The sequence below is a fragment of the Tepidicaulis sp. genome, assembly GCF_965222285.1.
Classification (GTDB): Bacteria; Pseudomonadota; Alphaproteobacteria; order Parvibaculales; family Parvibaculaceae; genus Tepidicaulis.
Window position 1 is genome coordinate 1,951,700 of record NZ_OZ244942.1, and the last position, 13,665, is coordinate 1,965,364.

Annotated in this window: 15 protein-coding genes and 1 tRNA gene; 6 read left to right on the plus strand and 10 right to left on the minus strand. The window is 61.4% G+C overall.

Translation table 11 applies throughout. From position 1 onward, the window contains the following. Positions 1 to 12: 12 nt before the first annotated feature. A complete protein-coding gene (gene rlmB, locus ACOQOT_RS09315; protein ID WP_420559012.1) occupies positions 13 to 819 on the plus strand; it encodes a 23S rRNA (guanosine(2251)-2'-O)-methyltransferase RlmB in 807 nt (268 codons plus the stop codon). 11 nt (positions 820 to 830) lie between these two features. Here rlmB and ACOQOT_RS09320 read toward each other — a convergent pair whose 3' ends face one another. Continuing rightward, positions 831 to 1,595 (minus strand): TSUP family transporter, encoded by a 765-nt coding sequence (locus ACOQOT_RS09320; RefSeq protein WP_420559013.1) that lies wholly within the window; start codon positions 1,593 to 1,595, stop codon positions 831 to 833. Between the two features lie 151 nt (positions 1,596 to 1,746). Here ACOQOT_RS09320 and ACOQOT_RS09325 point away from each other — a divergent pair. Continuing rightward, positions 1,747 to 1,822: transfer RNA gene (locus ACOQOT_RS09325), tRNA-Thr, on the plus strand. Between the two features lie 79 nt (positions 1,823 to 1,901). Continuing rightward, a complete protein-coding gene (locus ACOQOT_RS09330; protein WP_420559014.1) occupies positions 1,902 to 2,264 on the plus strand; it encodes an STAS/SEC14 domain-containing protein in 363 nt (120 codons plus the stop codon). Here ACOQOT_RS09330 and ACOQOT_RS09335 read toward each other — a convergent pair. The 3 genes from ACOQOT_RS09335 to ACOQOT_RS09345 form a co-directional block, all read right to left on the minus strand. Then, positions 2,245 to 2,835, minus strand: coding sequence for a hypothetical protein (locus ACOQOT_RS09335; protein WP_420559015.1), 591 nt, complete (start codon positions 2,833 to 2,835; stop codon positions 2,245 to 2,247). The two genes, ACOQOT_RS09330 and ACOQOT_RS09335, sit on opposite strands and share 20 nt — an antisense overlap. A 39-nt stretch (positions 2,836 to 2,874) precedes the next feature. Next, on the minus strand, positions 2,875 to 3,522 hold the full coding sequence (locus ACOQOT_RS09340) for a glutathione S-transferase family protein (RefSeq protein WP_420559016.1): 648 nt from the start codon (positions 3,520 to 3,522) through the stop codon (positions 2,875 to 2,877). Between the two features lie 96 nt (positions 3,523 to 3,618). Then, positions 3,619 to 4,524, minus strand: coding sequence for a LysR family transcriptional regulator (locus tag ACOQOT_RS09345; RefSeq protein ID WP_420559017.1), 906 nt, complete (start codon positions 4,522 to 4,524; stop codon positions 3,619 to 3,621). A gap of 111 nt (positions 4,525 to 4,635) precedes the next feature. On the opposite strand from ACOQOT_RS09345, the gene ACOQOT_RS09350 reads away from it, so the two are divergent. Genes ACOQOT_RS09350 through ACOQOT_RS09360 form a run of 3 tightly spaced genes read left to right on the plus strand, consistent with a single transcriptional unit; the run spans position 4,636 to position 6,613 of the window. Beyond that, positions 4,636 to 4,971: a darcynin family protein gene (locus ACOQOT_RS09350; protein ID WP_420559018.1), complete on the plus strand. Its 336-nt coding sequence runs from the start codon at positions 4,636 to 4,638 to the stop codon at positions 4,969 to 4,971. A gap of 11 nt (positions 4,972 to 4,982) precedes the next feature. Then, a complete protein-coding gene (locus ACOQOT_RS09355; RefSeq protein ID WP_420559019.1) occupies positions 4,983 to 5,603 on the plus strand; it encodes a hypothetical protein in 621 nt (206 codons plus the stop codon). Positions 5,604 to 5,647: 44 nt separating this feature from the next. Then, positions 5,648 to 6,613 (plus strand): zinc transporter ZntB, encoded by a 966-nt coding sequence (locus tag ACOQOT_RS09360; protein WP_420559020.1) that lies wholly within the window; start codon positions 5,648 to 5,650, stop codon positions 6,611 to 6,613. 3 nt (positions 6,614 to 6,616) lie between these two features. Here ACOQOT_RS09360 and ACOQOT_RS09365 read toward each other — a convergent pair whose 3' ends face one another. The 6 genes from ACOQOT_RS09365 to ACOQOT_RS09390 all read right to left on the minus strand — a co-directional run bounded on the left by ACOQOT_RS09365 (position 6,617) and on the right by ACOQOT_RS09390 (position 13,645). After that, entirely contained in the window at positions 6,617 to 7,156 is a 540-nt protein-coding gene (locus tag ACOQOT_RS09365) for a hypothetical protein (RefSeq protein ID WP_420559021.1), read from the minus strand. A gap of 236 nt (positions 7,157 to 7,392) precedes the next feature. Then, on the minus strand, positions 7,393 to 8,610 hold the full coding sequence (locus ACOQOT_RS09370; RefSeq protein ID WP_420559022.1) for an LLM class flavin-dependent oxidoreductase: 1,218 nt from the start codon (positions 8,608 to 8,610) through the stop codon (positions 7,393 to 7,395). Between the two features lie 38 nt (positions 8,611 to 8,648). Then, positions 8,649 to 9,683, minus strand: coding sequence for a hypothetical protein (locus tag ACOQOT_RS09375; RefSeq protein WP_420559023.1), 1,035 nt, complete (start codon positions 9,681 to 9,683; stop codon positions 8,649 to 8,651). A 36-nt stretch (positions 9,684 to 9,719) separates the two neighbouring features. Next, positions 9,720 to 10,385 (minus strand): TetR/AcrR family transcriptional regulator, encoded by a 666-nt coding sequence (locus ACOQOT_RS09380; RefSeq protein WP_420559024.1) that lies wholly within the window; start codon positions 10,383 to 10,385, stop codon positions 9,720 to 9,722. A 135-nt stretch (positions 10,386 to 10,520) separates the two neighbouring features. Further along, positions 10,521 to 11,306, minus strand: coding sequence for a peroxide stress protein YaaA (gene yaaA, locus ACOQOT_RS09385; RefSeq protein ID WP_420559025.1), 786 nt, complete (start codon positions 11,304 to 11,306; stop codon positions 10,521 to 10,523). Further along, a complete protein-coding gene (locus tag ACOQOT_RS09390; RefSeq protein WP_420559026.1) occupies positions 11,303 to 13,645 on the minus strand; it encodes a xanthine dehydrogenase family protein molybdopterin-binding subunit in 2,343 nt (780 codons plus the stop codon). The genes yaaA and ACOQOT_RS09390 overlap by 4 nt, the downstream gene beginning before the upstream one ends. Between the last annotated feature and the right edge of the window lie 20 nt (positions 13,646 to 13,665).

Sequence of the window (13,665 nt, forward strand, 5' to 3'; positions counted from 1 at the left end):
ATAAGCGGCCTCATGAAAGAGCGCAAGCGCCCGGGCCGCCGGGAAATCGGGAAAAAAGAGGCAATTCCGGGAAAGCAAGGGTCCCGGCGCGGCGCCCGCTCGCCTGCCGGTCAAAGTCCCTATATATACGGGCTGCATGCGGTCGAGGCGGCGCTGCAAAACCCGGCCCGCACCCTCCATAAATTCCTCGCGACCCAGAACGCCTGGAACGAAATCACCGCCCGGCTCTCTGCGCCGCCGCGAATCGCACCGGAGATCACCTCCGCCGAAGAGATCACCCGCCTTTTGCCCCCGGGCGCGGTCCATCAGGGCATCGCGCTCCATGTTGCCCCCCTGCCCGAGCCCGATCTGGAAGAGGCCTGCTTCGAGGCAAACCGCATCGTTGTGCTCGATCAGGTGACGGACCCGCATAATGTGGGGGCGATTCTGCGCTCGGCCGCCGTTTTCGGCGCCTCAGCCCTTGTCATGACGGATCGCAACAGCCCGCCGCTGACCGGCGTGCTCGCCAAAGCGGCGTCCGGTGCCATAGAACACGTAAAAATTGCAAAAATCGGCAATCTCTCCCGCGCGCTGCAATCTCTCAAGAATATGGGCTTTCTCATTGTCGGCCTCGACGGGGATGCCGAGACGCCCCTTTCGCAGATCGACACCGCCCGGCCCATCGCCCTTGTCATGGGGGCGGAAGGCGCGGGCCTGCGCCGCCTGACGCGGGAAACCTGCGATCTTCTGGCAAAACTGCCCGCTTCCGGGCCGATGCGCAGCCTCAATGTCTCTAATGCCGCCGCCGCCGCCCTTTATGAGCTCGCCCGCGCCCGTTAACCCGCCTGCTTTTAACTCATAAGGCCGCGCGCAAGGCCCGCCAGCGCCAGAAGGCAAAGCCCGATCAGCGCCACTTTGCGCACCAGCGCCTTATCCACCCGTGTGAAAACATGCGCCCCGGCAAAGGCCGCCGCCATCATCACCGGGGCAAGAAAGGCGAAGCGCCAGGCCTCAAGGCTCCCGTAAAGCCCGTTTCCGGCGGCAAACCCTGCGGCCACGAGGTCGGTGCCGAGGAAAAAGCCGATCAGCGAGGCCCGCGCCATTTCCTCCCGCCCCGGCACGGAGAAGAAGAAAAGCACCGCAGGCGGCCCGCCGATCGCCGCCGCCCCATTGAGCCCGCCCACCGCAAGGCCCGTCGCCACTGTCGCCGCTTTGCCAGGCGCTTCCTTCGGCCCGATCCCGGCAAGAAGCGCCAGGGCCGCGCAGGCAACCCCTGCCTGAATGACAAGCACCATGGCGGCGGCCGGCAGCGCCATGAGAAGCGCGAGCCCCAAAGGCGTTGCCACCACCATGCCCGCGAACATCCAGAACAGGGCCCGCCAGTTCACATATGCAAAAGCGCCGGGCAGCAGCACGGCACTTGCCAGCACCTCCAGAAGAAAGATCACCGGCACCACTTCCACCGGCGGCCAGATCAGGCTAAGCGCGGAGACGGAAAGCAGCGAAGCCCCGAAGCCCGCAAAACCGCGCAGGAAAAACGCGAGCGCCACCGCAAAGGCCGCGAACCACAGCGCCGCAGGCCCCGCCTCCCCGGCCATGAATGTCAGAATCTCCACGCCCCCTCCTCGCGCACCGCCCCATATTGCGCCAGCTTACCCTTACCAGCGCATGCGGGGAAAAGATGCCGCGAACCTGACGGGCACCCGCCTCAAATCCCCAAAAAGCCTGTTGTGAGATGAGACGGCGGCCAGTATGTTCGCGCCCGAAGCCCTTGTAGCTCAGTTGGTAGAGCACCTGATTTGTAATCAGGGGGTCGGGAGTTCGAGTCTCTCCGGGGGCACCATTTTCCGCGCATAATTCCGCCAGATTTTTCGGCCACCGTCCCTCTTCTCACAGCCAAAGCAGTGAAAGGAGAAGACGCCATGCTGAAAAGGATCGGCTCGCTCCCCGCCCATGTCGTCGCGCTGGAAGCGGAAGGCACCGTCAGCGCCGAGGATTATGAAACCGTTCTTATCCCCGCCGTCGAGGAAGCTTTGAAAGAGCACAGCAAAGTCAGCTTCCTCATGGTGCTGGGCGATGCATTCGAAACCTATGAGGCGGGCGCGCTCTGGGACGACACGGTTTTCGGCTTCAAGCACCTCACCGATTTCAAGAAAGTCGGCGTTGTGACGGACCGGAACTGGATTGCCGAGACCATGCGCCTGCTCTCGCCGCTCATTCCCGCCGAGACCCTTGCCTTTCCGCTCAAAAAGCGCGAGCAGGCACTTAAGTGGATTGCAAACTGAGCCGCCGGCGCCGGTAGGCCAGCATTGCAATAAAGATCACGCAGACCCCGCCCACCGCCGCCGGAAAGAGCATGGTGGTGAGCGTGTAATTTTCCAGCGCGCCCAAGACGACAAAATTGCGCAGCGCGGCAAGCGCGAAGAGGCTCGCCTGTTCTTCAAACGGAAAGTGATAGGCCTTGCGGAAGGTGGGGCCGAAGCCGAGAAGATCGACGCTGGTCAGCACCACTACCGCCCATAGCGGGTCTTGCGTCAGATACCAGAGCGGCAGCGAGGTCAGCGCGAGCGTCAGGAAAATCCAGTCGAGCCGCGCAATCGTCATATCGCCCCGGCGCCGATAGGCGAGGTACGCCACATAGAAGGTAATGAGCCCCGAAAGCGCGATGGGCCAGGCGCCGACGCCCGCCCCATCCGCAAGCTGTGCGAGCGCGACGATGAATGTCACCGCGCCCCAGATCACCCAGGAAAAAACATGGGGCCGCGTCGCCCCCTTATGGATGGAGCGAATATAGGGCCAGAAGGCAAGAAAGGTGAGCGCCACGGCAATGGCGCTGAGCAATTCCTTGTAAGGCACATCTTTCTCCTGCGGGGCCGGTCCTTCCTTCCATCTTTTCTATATTTCCGGAACTGGCAAGCGGTTGGCGGCAAGATAATCCGCCACGCCCTTCACGATGGGCGCCACGGCTGGACGCACGGCGATGCGTTTGCGCCAACCCGAAAGATGGAAAAGCGACGGGTCCGGCGCGCCGCCCAGGAAAGAGGCGAAATAGCTTGCCGTGAAAAAGGCGATATCGGCGTAGGAATACCCCTCGGCAATAAATTCTTGGCCCGCAAGGCGCGCATCCATGTCGCGGTAATACGCATCCATCTTTTCCAGCGCTTCTTTGCATTCGGGCCGGGATATGTCCGCTGCCGCATTAATCAGCACAATGACATTGGGGAAATAAATCTCGTCGGCCTTCAGCTCCATCAGCCGCGCCATAGCGCGCGCTTGCCTCTCACGCGGCCAAAGCGAAGGTTCCGGGAACTTGTCCTCGAGATATTCGAAAATCTGCGTGGAATCGAAAATCTCCACCTCCCCGTCGAGCAGCACCGGCACCTGCCCTTTCGGGTTGAGCCGCGCCACATCGGGATGCAGCGGGTTATAGCGGGTCTTCAAAGAAAACGGCACATACTCGATCTCGCATGGCGCATTCTTCTCGGCGACGGCAATGCGCGCCTTCGTGCCGAACATGCTGAGCGGTCCTGTCAGTAATTTCATCTTCTCGCCCTCTCTTTGTTAGAGAGTGAAGATGTGTACGGAACCGGTTTTTACACGGACCAATTTCGAACCCGCCTGCAATCCTCTTACCCGGGTTCAAGCAAGCACAGGTTCTTCATCGCGCAAGAGCGAGGCGACAAGCGCCTCCCCCGCTTTGCCGGGCGGGCGGCGCGTCGTCCAGACCGCCGCGAACCGGCGCAGCGAAGGCTGGGCGATACCGTCACAGTTCAAATGCACAAGCCTTCCTGCTTCGATAGCCGGGCGCGCCGTTTCCTCCGGCATGAAGCCCCAGCCCAGCCCTTCTTCGATCATCATGCGCAACGCGCTTTGCGTATCGACGCCCCAGACATCCGTGCGGTGCACGCGGTAATCGAAGGCGCGGATATCGAAGGCGCCGCTATGCAGATGGATCTGGCGATGATTTTCCAATTCGGCAAGCGGAAAAGCGCCCTCGATCTGCGCCAGCGGATGGGCGGGCGCGGCAACGAGCGCAATCTTGTCGGCCGCCACCTGCCGCCCGTCGATCCCGTCCCATTGACGGCCATGGTCGAGCAGCATGATGCCGAGCGGAAACTCTTCCTCGCGCACCGCCCGCACCACTTCCTCGCTCTCCGCCCGGCGCACGGTGATGGTGACGAGCGGATATTGCGCTTCGAATTTTTTCAGCGCGTCCACGAGAAAACCTTCCGGGTAGGACGGGTCGGCAATGAGGGGAAGCACCGCTTCCACCTTCTCGCGCAAGGAGCGCGCCCGCGCTTCCCAGCGCTCGGCCCGGCGCAGAAGAATTTCCGCATCATTGAGGAGCGCCTGCCCTTCCGGCGTCAGCGAGACACGGTATGTCGAGCGGTCGAAAACCTGAAAGGCGAGCTGCTCTTCAAGCGCATTGATCGCGTAGCTGATGGCCGAAACCGCGCGGCCCAGCGTGCGCGCAGCGGCGGCAAAACTGCCGCCTTCCACCACGGCCTGAAAAACCCGGAGCTGGTCGAGAAGATTGGGGTGCATCTGATTAATCAAATAATTTGAACGAGAACGACAATATTATTCTGTTTTTCCCGTCATGCAATCGCCCTAGCGTCAGCCGGCAATCTCGACACGCCTGTAAGGAGCCGGCCCATGACAACGCACCCGACCTTCACAATTTTCATTCTGCTGCGCGCCGCCGCCCCCTGGCTGCGCCTCACCCATGAGGAACGCAGCAAGGCGGCACGCGCCGCTTTCGGCCCCTGGATGAAGGACCACCCGGACGCCAGGATCCGCTATTTCGATGCCGAGGCTTTTTCCGGCCGCTGCTCGGACATTCTGCAGATCGAGACAAGCAACCTCGCCGCCCATTGCGGGCTGATGGACCGCTTGCGCGATTCCGATCTCTTCACCGTGCCCTATTACGAGCTTATCGACATCATCCCGAGCGTCGAAGACACGTTCCGCGCCAGCAATCTGGCCGCATGAGGAGAGGCCCCATGAACGTTTCTGGCTTGCGCTTCCTCAGCGCACTCACGCTTGCCCTTTGTTTCTGGCTCGGCCTTGTCCAATCGGTGATCTGGAACGGCGCTGAGGCCCCCGCCTGGATCACCGCGCTGCCGGGCGCTCAAGACTTGGCATCGCATATCTTTGCCCGTACCGGCGCACCGCTCGGCATGGAGCCTTATTACTTTTTCGGGCGCATCGTTCCCGCGGTCTATGCGGGTTTGCTCATTACGCTCTTCTGCCTGCCGCACCTGCGGCCAGCTCTAAAGCGCCCTCGCGCCTACCGCCTCATGCTTATCGCCCTTCTCGTTGCACTGGCGGGCGATCTCACCGCCTATTGGGGCGGTGGCTGGTACGGCACGGGCGTCCGGTTCTGGGGGTTCTGGGTGACGGAAGTGCCGAGCCTTCTTGCCGCCATGGCCGCGGCATTGACGGCAGGTATTACTATACGCCATGAAGACAGGACGGCAGGTCTCGTCCTTGCGCTCCTGCCGCTCATGAGCATTCTGGCAACGCTCGCCTTCGCCTATATGCCGCACGGACCGCTTCTGGGTTTTTGTCTTGCCGGTTTTCTTCTCCTTTGGCTTCCAAGCGGTTCCCGCCCTGCCGCTTGAGCGGTAAGATGAGAGCGACACGGCCAACGCCCAAAGGAGAGCCGATGACCGCCGCCGCTCTTGTCTGCGCCTTCGACATTGCCGGTACGCCCACAGGCATTGCCTGGCAGGACTTGCATTCCCCGCCCCCCGCCGAAGGCTGGCGCTGGGTCCATCTCAACCGGACCGAACCTTCCGCGGTGAAATGGGTGCGCAAGGAGAGCGGGTTGCCGAAACATGTGGCCGAAGCGCTGCTTGCCGAGGAAACCCGCCCGCGCTGCGCCGTCTCGCCCGAAGGCACGCTGCTCATCCTGCGCGGGGTCAATCTCTTCCCGGAAGCCGACCCGGACGCGCTCGTCTCCATCCGCCTGTGGATCGAGCCCGGCCGCGTCATCAGCCTGCGCAAAGTCAAACTGCTCGCCATCGACGACATACGCCGCTCTTATGAGGCCGGCGCCGGGCCTGCCAGCATCGGCGAGTTCGTCATCGAACTGGCGCGCGGCCTGACCGAACGCATGGGCGCAGCCATTCAGGACATCGAAGAAGAGATCGACGATCTGGAGGAAAGCGGCATCGACCTGCCGAGCCAGGACATCCGCAAAAGGCTGATCGACATCCGCCGCCAGACCATTCCGCTGCGCCGCTATCTTTCCCCGCAGCGAGACGCGCTGGGGCAACTCGTTGCGGCGAAACCGGACTGGCTGGATACCTGGCAGCAAAGCCGGCTGCGCGAGGTGGCCGATCAGGTGATCCGCTATGTGGAAGATCTCGATGCCTTGCGCGAGCGGGCAAGCATCCTGCACGAGGAACTCTCGAACCGGCTCTCCGAAACGCTGAACCGGAACATGTATATTCTCTCGCTCGTCGCGGCCGTGTTTCTGCCGCTCGGCTTTGCCACGGGCCTTCTCGGCATCAATGTGGGCGGCATGCCGGGGGCGGAAGATGCGGCGGCCTTTTATATCGTCTGCGGCATACTCATCATTATCGGGCTTGCCGAGATTGCACTCTTCCGCTGGCTGAAATGGATTTGAACGTCAGTTGACGTCGCAGGAAACCTCGCAAATCTCCTTGCCGTCCACCACTTCGCAAATGCCGGTGTCGAGCACGATGGAGGCCGTCTTGGCGCCCGGCGCAGGCAGGCCCGGCAATTCCTCGAATTGTGGTTTGACAGGGCTCCCCGGCATGGCCGGCAGCGGCGTGTCGATGCCGGGCCGGTAATTCGTGCCCTTGAAAGCCCGCGTCAGATCGATGGCGCATTCGCCTTTCAGTTCCGTCTTGAGCTCTGCGCCCTCTTCCACAGGGCAATGACCGGCAACTTTTACGATCGCCCATTCAGGCCGCACCCCTTCGCGCAGGCCGTAACGTTTCGTCTCACCTGCCGGAATGGTAAGCGCGCAGCCGCCGAAACCGAAACAGGCATCGTTCCCCGTCGCTGTCAGCGTCAGCTCGCCGCAGGTGCGGTTCTTGAAGGAAATGACATTGGCGCTGCCCTCCGCCGCATAGGCGTGAGTGCGGGCGGAGGCGAGCACCGCCGCCACCGTCAGAACAAAAGCAATAAGTAAGCGCCAGATCATGCCGGTCTCCCTTCCTAAGTGCTCCTTCAGCTTGGCGAAGGCGCCGCCTCTCCGCCTTGATCCAGAACAAGCCTGATCCCGAGCATGACCTTTGAGACGGAAAAAGAAAAGGCCGGTTCCAGGAACCGGCCTTAGCGGCGTTTGACGCCTCCCTGGTTGATCCAGGGTTGTTGCGGTGCCTGCCTCTTGTTCTTCTTGCGGAACTCTCGGGCCGGCGCCGTTTAACTCAAAATCCTTTAGCCTGTCTTCTTGCCCTCCTCGGCAATCTGACGGCCCAATGCCACGATGGTCGGAATTTCATCGTCGGCCAGTTCCTTCATGCGCTCCTTGCGGGCCATGGCCTTTTCGACATAGGGCGCAAGTTCTTCATCCTTGCGCTTTTGCCGCTCGGCTTCCTTTTCTTTGAACTCGGGCATGACGTCGCTGGCGAAAAGCTCCAGCGCCTCGCAAATATGCTCATGCCGGTTGCGCCCGCCCTGTTGAATGAACGTCACCTGATCAACGCCCGCTTCCTGAAAGCCGCGCAAATGATCGCGCATCTGCTCCGGCGTGCCGATGCCGCGGTTGCCGCCTTCTTCGGGCATCGTGTCGCGCGCCGCTTCAAAAGCGTCCCAGATATTCGTACGGCCCGGCTTGTGCTCACCGAAAATATAATGATGGCCGAGCCCGTAGCCGAAGAAGCGGAAGCCGTCCATGCCGCGGCGCTTGGCTTCTTCGGCATCCCGGTGCACGGAAAAGCCCGTCACCATGGCGATGTTCGGATTGACCGCATGGCCGATCGGCACGCATTCCTCTTTGAAGATGCGGTAATAATCGTCCACCCATTGCTTGGCCTCGGAGGCGTCCACAAAAGCGAAGGTCAGCGCGCCGATGCCGAGCCGGGCGGCGAGCTTGATCGTCTCGCGGTTCGAGCAGGCCACCCAAAGCGGGGGATGCGGGCGCTGCACGGGCTTCGGCACCACATTGCGGCAGGGCATGGAGAAATACTTGCCCTCGAAACCGGGATAAGGGTCCATCGCCATCATATTGGCGCATTGCTCCACCGCCTCGCGCCACATGGGCCGCTTGTCGGCGACGGGAATGTTGAAGCCGCCAAGCTCGGCCAGCGCCGAGGACTCGCCCGTCCCCCATTCGACGCGCCCGTTCGAGACGAGATCGAGCGTCGCAATACGCTCGGCCACACGCGCCGGATGGTTATAGGGGGGCGGCATGAGGTTGATGCCATGGCCGAGGCGGATGTTCTTCGTGCGCTGCGAACAGGCGGCCAGAAAAACTTCCGGTGCGGAGGAATGCGAATATTCCTCGAGGAAGTGATGTTCGACTTCCCAGGCATGATCGATGCCGAGTTTGTCCGCAAGCTCCACCTGATCGAGCGCGTCCTGGAAAAGTTTCAGCTCGTCGCCCTCGTTCCAGGGGCGCGGCAATTGGTGCTCGTAAAAAATACCGAACTTCATGAGGCTGCCTCCCTTGGCCTTCCGCTCTTATTGCTTCTTCAAGCGGCTTTGGCCCGCGCGCCGAGCGCATTGAACTGATCGAGCAGTTTCGCGCCCTCCGGCATCGCCTCGAAATGTTCGCGCACACGCGCGTAAGAAAGCTCGCGCGCCTTTTCATGCTGGGTTTCGGCATGCCAGTGGATCATGCCCTGCCAGATGGGATCGATCAGGTCCTTGCCTGCAATCGTGCCGCCATCCACGGTCTTGAAGGTGAAGGCGCGCATCTCGGAGACGACGGTCTGCAGGTAGCCCACATGAATGGCCTCGTCCGTGCGGATGCGCTCGACCATGGTTGCCGCCCGCTCCGCCGCCTCGCGGCGGTCCTGGAAGACGTCCGGATCGCGCATAACCTTCTGGCAGAAGCTGAAAAAGGCTTCGGCACGCACTTCGATCATCAGCACGTTCATCAGAAGCAGAATGATCTGCTCATAGACATCCGGCAATTGCGGCATCAGGCGGCCCTGGTCCGGGCGGCTGATATTGTCGGGCTCGATATCGGCGGGATAGGCATTCGCGCCGAAAAGCAGATCGCGCGCGGCAAACCACATCGCATCATGGGCGCCATATTGCGGCTGATCGGGATCGCCGCCTTCATCGGCGCCGTGGGCATAAAGGAGCCCCTTGCCGAGATGTCCCGTTGCCGTCTCGGAAATATCGTCGACGATGATATCCTGAAAATCCGGCGCGGTGAATTCACACAGCGCCCGCCCGCGCGCTTCGACGATGCCCGTCACCGTCAGCGAATTCCAGAGCGACTGGCCATAGCCGTTTTTGAGGAGAAATTTCTGCTGCTCGACATTCGGAAAATTGCCGTGCTTCAACAGCTCGACCGAAGCATCGATCAGCGGCACGCCCTTTTCCTTCAGCGCGCCCTGCCAGGCTTTGACAGCCGGCCAGCGGTGCAGCGTGCGCGGGGAGATATAAGTGCCCGTTTCATCGAAGCCGCCATGCATCAGATATCCCGCATCCTCCTGCCGCTTGGCATAAGGATGATCCGCCATCAACTCTTCCTGGCTGTAAACGAGCTTTGCCATTGCCTTTCCTCCTCCCAAAGGTCCGGTCTGCCGGTGCTATTGCCGCGTCAGCGCCCCGAAAAGAGCCTGCGCGATATCGTTGATCAATTTGTCCCGGTCCACCTGATAGAGATAGCCATAGGCCATGCCCTGGCTGATAGCGCCGACGATCAGGTGGCCTGAAAGCAGCGGATCGACATCCGAGGGAATGTCCTTTTCCGCGCGCCATTGCAGCACCATCTCGGTCCATTGCGCGGCCCAGCGTTCCATGGGCGAGCGGCGTTTCGTCTCTTCCACCGAGAGCATTGCCGTATTCGTCATGGCTGCGGCCAGCACGCCGGGATTGGCGTCCGAATATTCGTAAATCGCATAGAGCGTTTCTTTCACGCTCTCTTCCACGGTGCGCGCGCGGCCCAAATGGTCCTGCAGCACGACTTCCAGCTCGTCGCACACTTCATCGGCGAAGGTGAGAAAGCAGTCGAGCTTGTCCGTGAAATGAAGATAGAACGTGCCGTGGCCGACACCGGCCAGTTTGGAAATGTCCTGCGGGCGCGTCGCGTGGTAGCCGCGCTCGACAAAGAGCTGGCGGGCGGCGGCAATCAGCTTGCGCCGGCTTTCCAGCCGCCGCCGCGAGAGGCCGTTCGCCGCATCCCCGCTCCCCGCCTTTTCGGCAGGCGCGCGGGCGGCTTCGCTCACGGCTTCTTTGGTTGTCGTGTCACTCATACGTAAAGTCTCCCCCTTCACCTGACAAATTGTCAATACGCATTATGACAATTCGTCAAAAAAGAATGCGCCCGATTCCCCATCGGGCGCAAGCCAGCTCCTCAAAACATCTTGTGAAACGCGCAGCCCGCTACGTCACTCTTCATCCTGCAGGCGGGTAAAAACCAGATTATGCGCATCCGAAAGCGGCGCGCGGAACCTGTAGCCTGCCATATCGAAGGCTTTCAGCCCGTCCGCATCGCGCACATCGTTTTCCACGATGAAGCGCGCCATCATACCCCGCGCGCGCTTGGCATAGAAACTGACGACGCGTGCTGCGCCTGCCCGCTCTTCTTTGAAGACCGGCGTTATGACGGGCACGGAAAGTTTTTTCGTGTCGACGGCTTTGAAATATTCGACCGAGGCGCAATTGACGAGCGCGGCCGCGCCCGCTTCCTCGATATCCGCATTCAAAAGTGCCGTCACCTCTTCCTTCCAGAAGGCATAAAGGTCGCGCCCCTTCGGATTGGGAAGCCGCGTGCCCATTTCCAGCCGGTAAGCCTGAATGAGATCGAGCGGCTTCAAGACGCCGTAAAGGCCGGAGAGAATCCGCAGCCGCTTCTGCGCTTCCTCCACCGCCGGACGTTTCAGCGTTGCGACATCGAAGCCGCGATAGGTATCACCGTTAAAGGCATAGATCGCGGGTTTGGAACTACGCTCGGGATGTTCCGGATCGAAAGCCTGAAACCGCTCATAAGTCAGATCGGCAAGATCTTCGGAAAGATCCATGAGCGATCTGAAGTCCGAGCGGCTGCATTGGCGGGCCACTTGGCCAAGCTCGCCCGCCTCTTCCAAAAGGCGGGGCATCGTAGGAGACGCATCAAGGGCCAGCGGCCCGAAATCGAGTGCCTTGGCAGGCGACACAACACACAACAAACTCACGCAGCTTTCTCCTCCGCCCCGTGCAACGCCTTCCACAAGCTATAAGGCGTCACGGGCATGTCGATATTCTCTACCCCCGCGACGCGCAGCGCATCGAGAATAGCATTGATGAAAGCGGACGGTGCGCCCACCGTGCCGGCTTCCCCCGCCCCTTTCACGCCGAGCTGATTGTTCTTGGACGGGATCTCGTTATAGCTCGTATCGAAGAACGGCAGATCGTCGGCGCGCGGCATCCAGTAATCCTGGAAGGAACCGGTCAGTAGCTGCCCCGATTCCTCATCATAGACCGTCCGCTCGCCCATCGCCTGACCGAGCCCCTGCACGATCCCGCCATGCACCTGTCCCGCAACGATCATAGGGTTGATGACATGGCCGAAATCATCGACAGCAATATAGCGCGTAATCTCGAAATCGCCCGTGTCTCGGTCGATCTCGACTTCACAAATATGTGCGCCGTTCGGATAGGAGTTGCCGGCTTCTTTATATTCGCCTGCTGCTTCGAGCGCGGCGCTGTCCGTCTGGCCTTCGGCTTTGCGCGCCACCTCGAAAAGATCGATGCGCTTGTCCGTGCCCACCACGGCAAAGACCGCCTCGCCGTCCGCGCCCCGGTATTCGATATCGGCCACGGCAGCTTCCAGCTCATTAGCAGCGATCTGTTTGCCCTTTTCGATCAGCGTGTCGGAGGCGACGCCAAGCGCGCCCGTTGCCATGTAAACGGCTTTCGAACCGCCCGTGCCCGCGCCGCCCGGCAGCACATCGCTGTCGCCGGAATGCACGACGATCTGATCGGCATCGAGGCCAAGGCGGCTGGAGATAAACTGCGTCCAGACCGTTTCATGCCCCTGCCCGTTCGTCTGCGAGCCGGTATAGGCATGCACGACATTGGTTTCCACATCCACGGCAAGCTGCGCGAATTCGGACATGCCCGCTGCCGTACGCTCCACGTAATAGCAAAGGCCGAGACCGAGGAGTTTGCCATCCTTCGCCTTTTCCGCCCGGCGCTTTTCAAAGGCTTCGTAGTCGGCCTTGGCCAGCGCATCGTTCAGGTTGCGGTTGAAATCGCCGGAATCGAACGGCAGCGAGGGCTTTTGATTGTAGGGCATTTCCTCGGCGGGAATGAAATTGCGCCGGCGGATTTCGATGGGGCCAAGCCCCGTCTCGTGACCCGCCTGATCCATCAGCCGTTCGATGAGATAAGAGGCTTCCGGCCGCCCCGCCCCGCGATAAGCATCGACGGGCACGGTATTCGTCAGCACCGCGCGCACATGGTTATAGATCGCCGGCACTTTATAGACGCCCGCCTGCATGTCGCGCGGCGCAAGCGTCGGGATGAAGGCGCCGAACTGGCTCTGATAAGCGCCGAGATTGGCGATCGTGTCGATATAGATGCCGAGAATGCGCCCGTCCGCATCGAGCGCAAGCTGCGCTTCGGTCACGTGGTCGCGCCCTTGCGTATCGCTCAGGAAGGACTCGGCGCGGTCCGCCGTCCATTTCACCGGACGGCCAAGCTTCTTGGCGGCGTAAAGCACCAGCGGATATTCGGGATAAGCGAAGGTCTTCATGCCGAAACCGCCGCCCACATCTTCGGTGATGACGCGCAGTTTTTCCGGCGGAATTTTCAGCGTGTCATTCGCAATGCGGTCGCGCAGCCCGTGCACGCCCTGGCTCGGTACATGCAGCGTGTAGCGGTCCTGCTCTTTGTCATACATGCCGAGCGCGGCACGCGGCTCCATCGCATTCACGACGATGCGGTTGTTGATCAGCTTCAGTTTGGTGACGTGATGGGCGTTTGCAATCGCCGCGCGCGCCGCGTCCTCATCCCCCTTGCCCCAGTCGTAAGCAAGGTTGGAGCCCGCTTCTTCCCAGATCACGGGGCTCGAGGGATCGGCGGCTTTTTCGGTATCGACGACGACAGGCAGTTCTTCGAAATCGATCATCACAAGCTCGGCGGCATCGCGCGCCGCAGCTTCGCTTTCGGCAATCACCGCGGCAATGGCATCGCCGGCATGGCGCACCCGGTCCACCGCCAGCACATGGCGCGTCGTTTTGAACGCGGGGCTGCCGTCCCGCTGCTTGATCAGCGCCACTGCCGCATTCGACACTTCGCCGAGCCCTGCCTCCTGCAATTCCTGGCCGGTCAGCACATCGAGCACCCCCGGCGCTTCGCGCGCGCTTTCGGTATCGACGGAAAGAATTTTCGCATGCGCGTAAGGCGAGCGCACGACCACCATATAGGCTTGTCCGGGCGCGCGGAAATCATCCGCATATCTGCCGCCGCCCGTGATCAGCCGGTCGTCTTCCACACGCCGCACAGATTGACCGACACCGAATTTGACCATGGAAAGTCCCCGCTCAGTTC

Excerpts from the sequence above, each read along its gene's own strand:
- rlmB (WP_420559012.1), top strand. The coding sequence starts at position 13 with ATGAAAGAGCGCAAGCGCCCGGGCCGCCGGGAAATCGGGAAAAAAGAG.
- ACOQOT_RS09330 (WP_420559014.1), top strand. The coding sequence starts at position 1,902 with ATGCTGAAAAGGATCGGCTCGCTCCCCGCCCATGTCGTCGCGCTGGAA.
- ACOQOT_RS09340 (WP_420559016.1), bottom strand. The coding sequence starts at position 3,522 with ATGAAATTACTGACAGGACCGCTCAGCATGTTCGGCACGAAGGCGCGC.
- ACOQOT_RS09345 (WP_420559017.1), bottom strand. The coding sequence starts at position 4,524 with ATGCACCCCAATCTTCTCGACCAGCTCCGGGTTTTTCAGGCCGTGGTG.
- ACOQOT_RS09350 (WP_420559018.1), top strand. The coding sequence starts at position 4,636 with ATGACAACGCACCCGACCTTCACAATTTTCATTCTGCTGCGCGCCGCC.
- ACOQOT_RS09355 (WP_420559019.1), top strand. The coding sequence starts at position 4,983 with ATGAACGTTTCTGGCTTGCGCTTCCTCAGCGCACTCACGCTTGCCCTT.
- ACOQOT_RS09360 (WP_420559020.1), top strand. The coding sequence starts at position 5,648 with ATGACCGCCGCCGCTCTTGTCTGCGCCTTCGACATTGCCGGTACGCCC.
- ACOQOT_RS09365 (WP_420559021.1), bottom strand. The coding sequence starts at position 7,156 with ATGATCTGGCGCTTACTTATTGCTTTTGTTCTGACGGTGGCGGCGGTG.
- ACOQOT_RS09370 (WP_420559022.1), bottom strand. The coding sequence starts at position 8,610 with ATGAAGTTCGGTATTTTTTACGAGCACCAATTGCCGCGCCCCTGGAAC.
- ACOQOT_RS09375 (WP_420559023.1), bottom strand. The coding sequence starts at position 9,683 with ATGGCAAAGCTCGTTTACAGCCAGGAAGAGTTGATGGCGGATCATCCT.
- ACOQOT_RS09380 (WP_420559024.1), bottom strand. The coding sequence starts at position 10,385 with ATGAGTGACACGACAACCAAAGAAGCCGTGAGCGAAGCCGCCCGCGCG.
- ACOQOT_RS09390 (WP_420559026.1), bottom strand. The coding sequence starts at position 13,645 with ATGGTCAAATTCGGTGTCGGTCAATCTGTGCGGCGTGTGGAAGACGAC.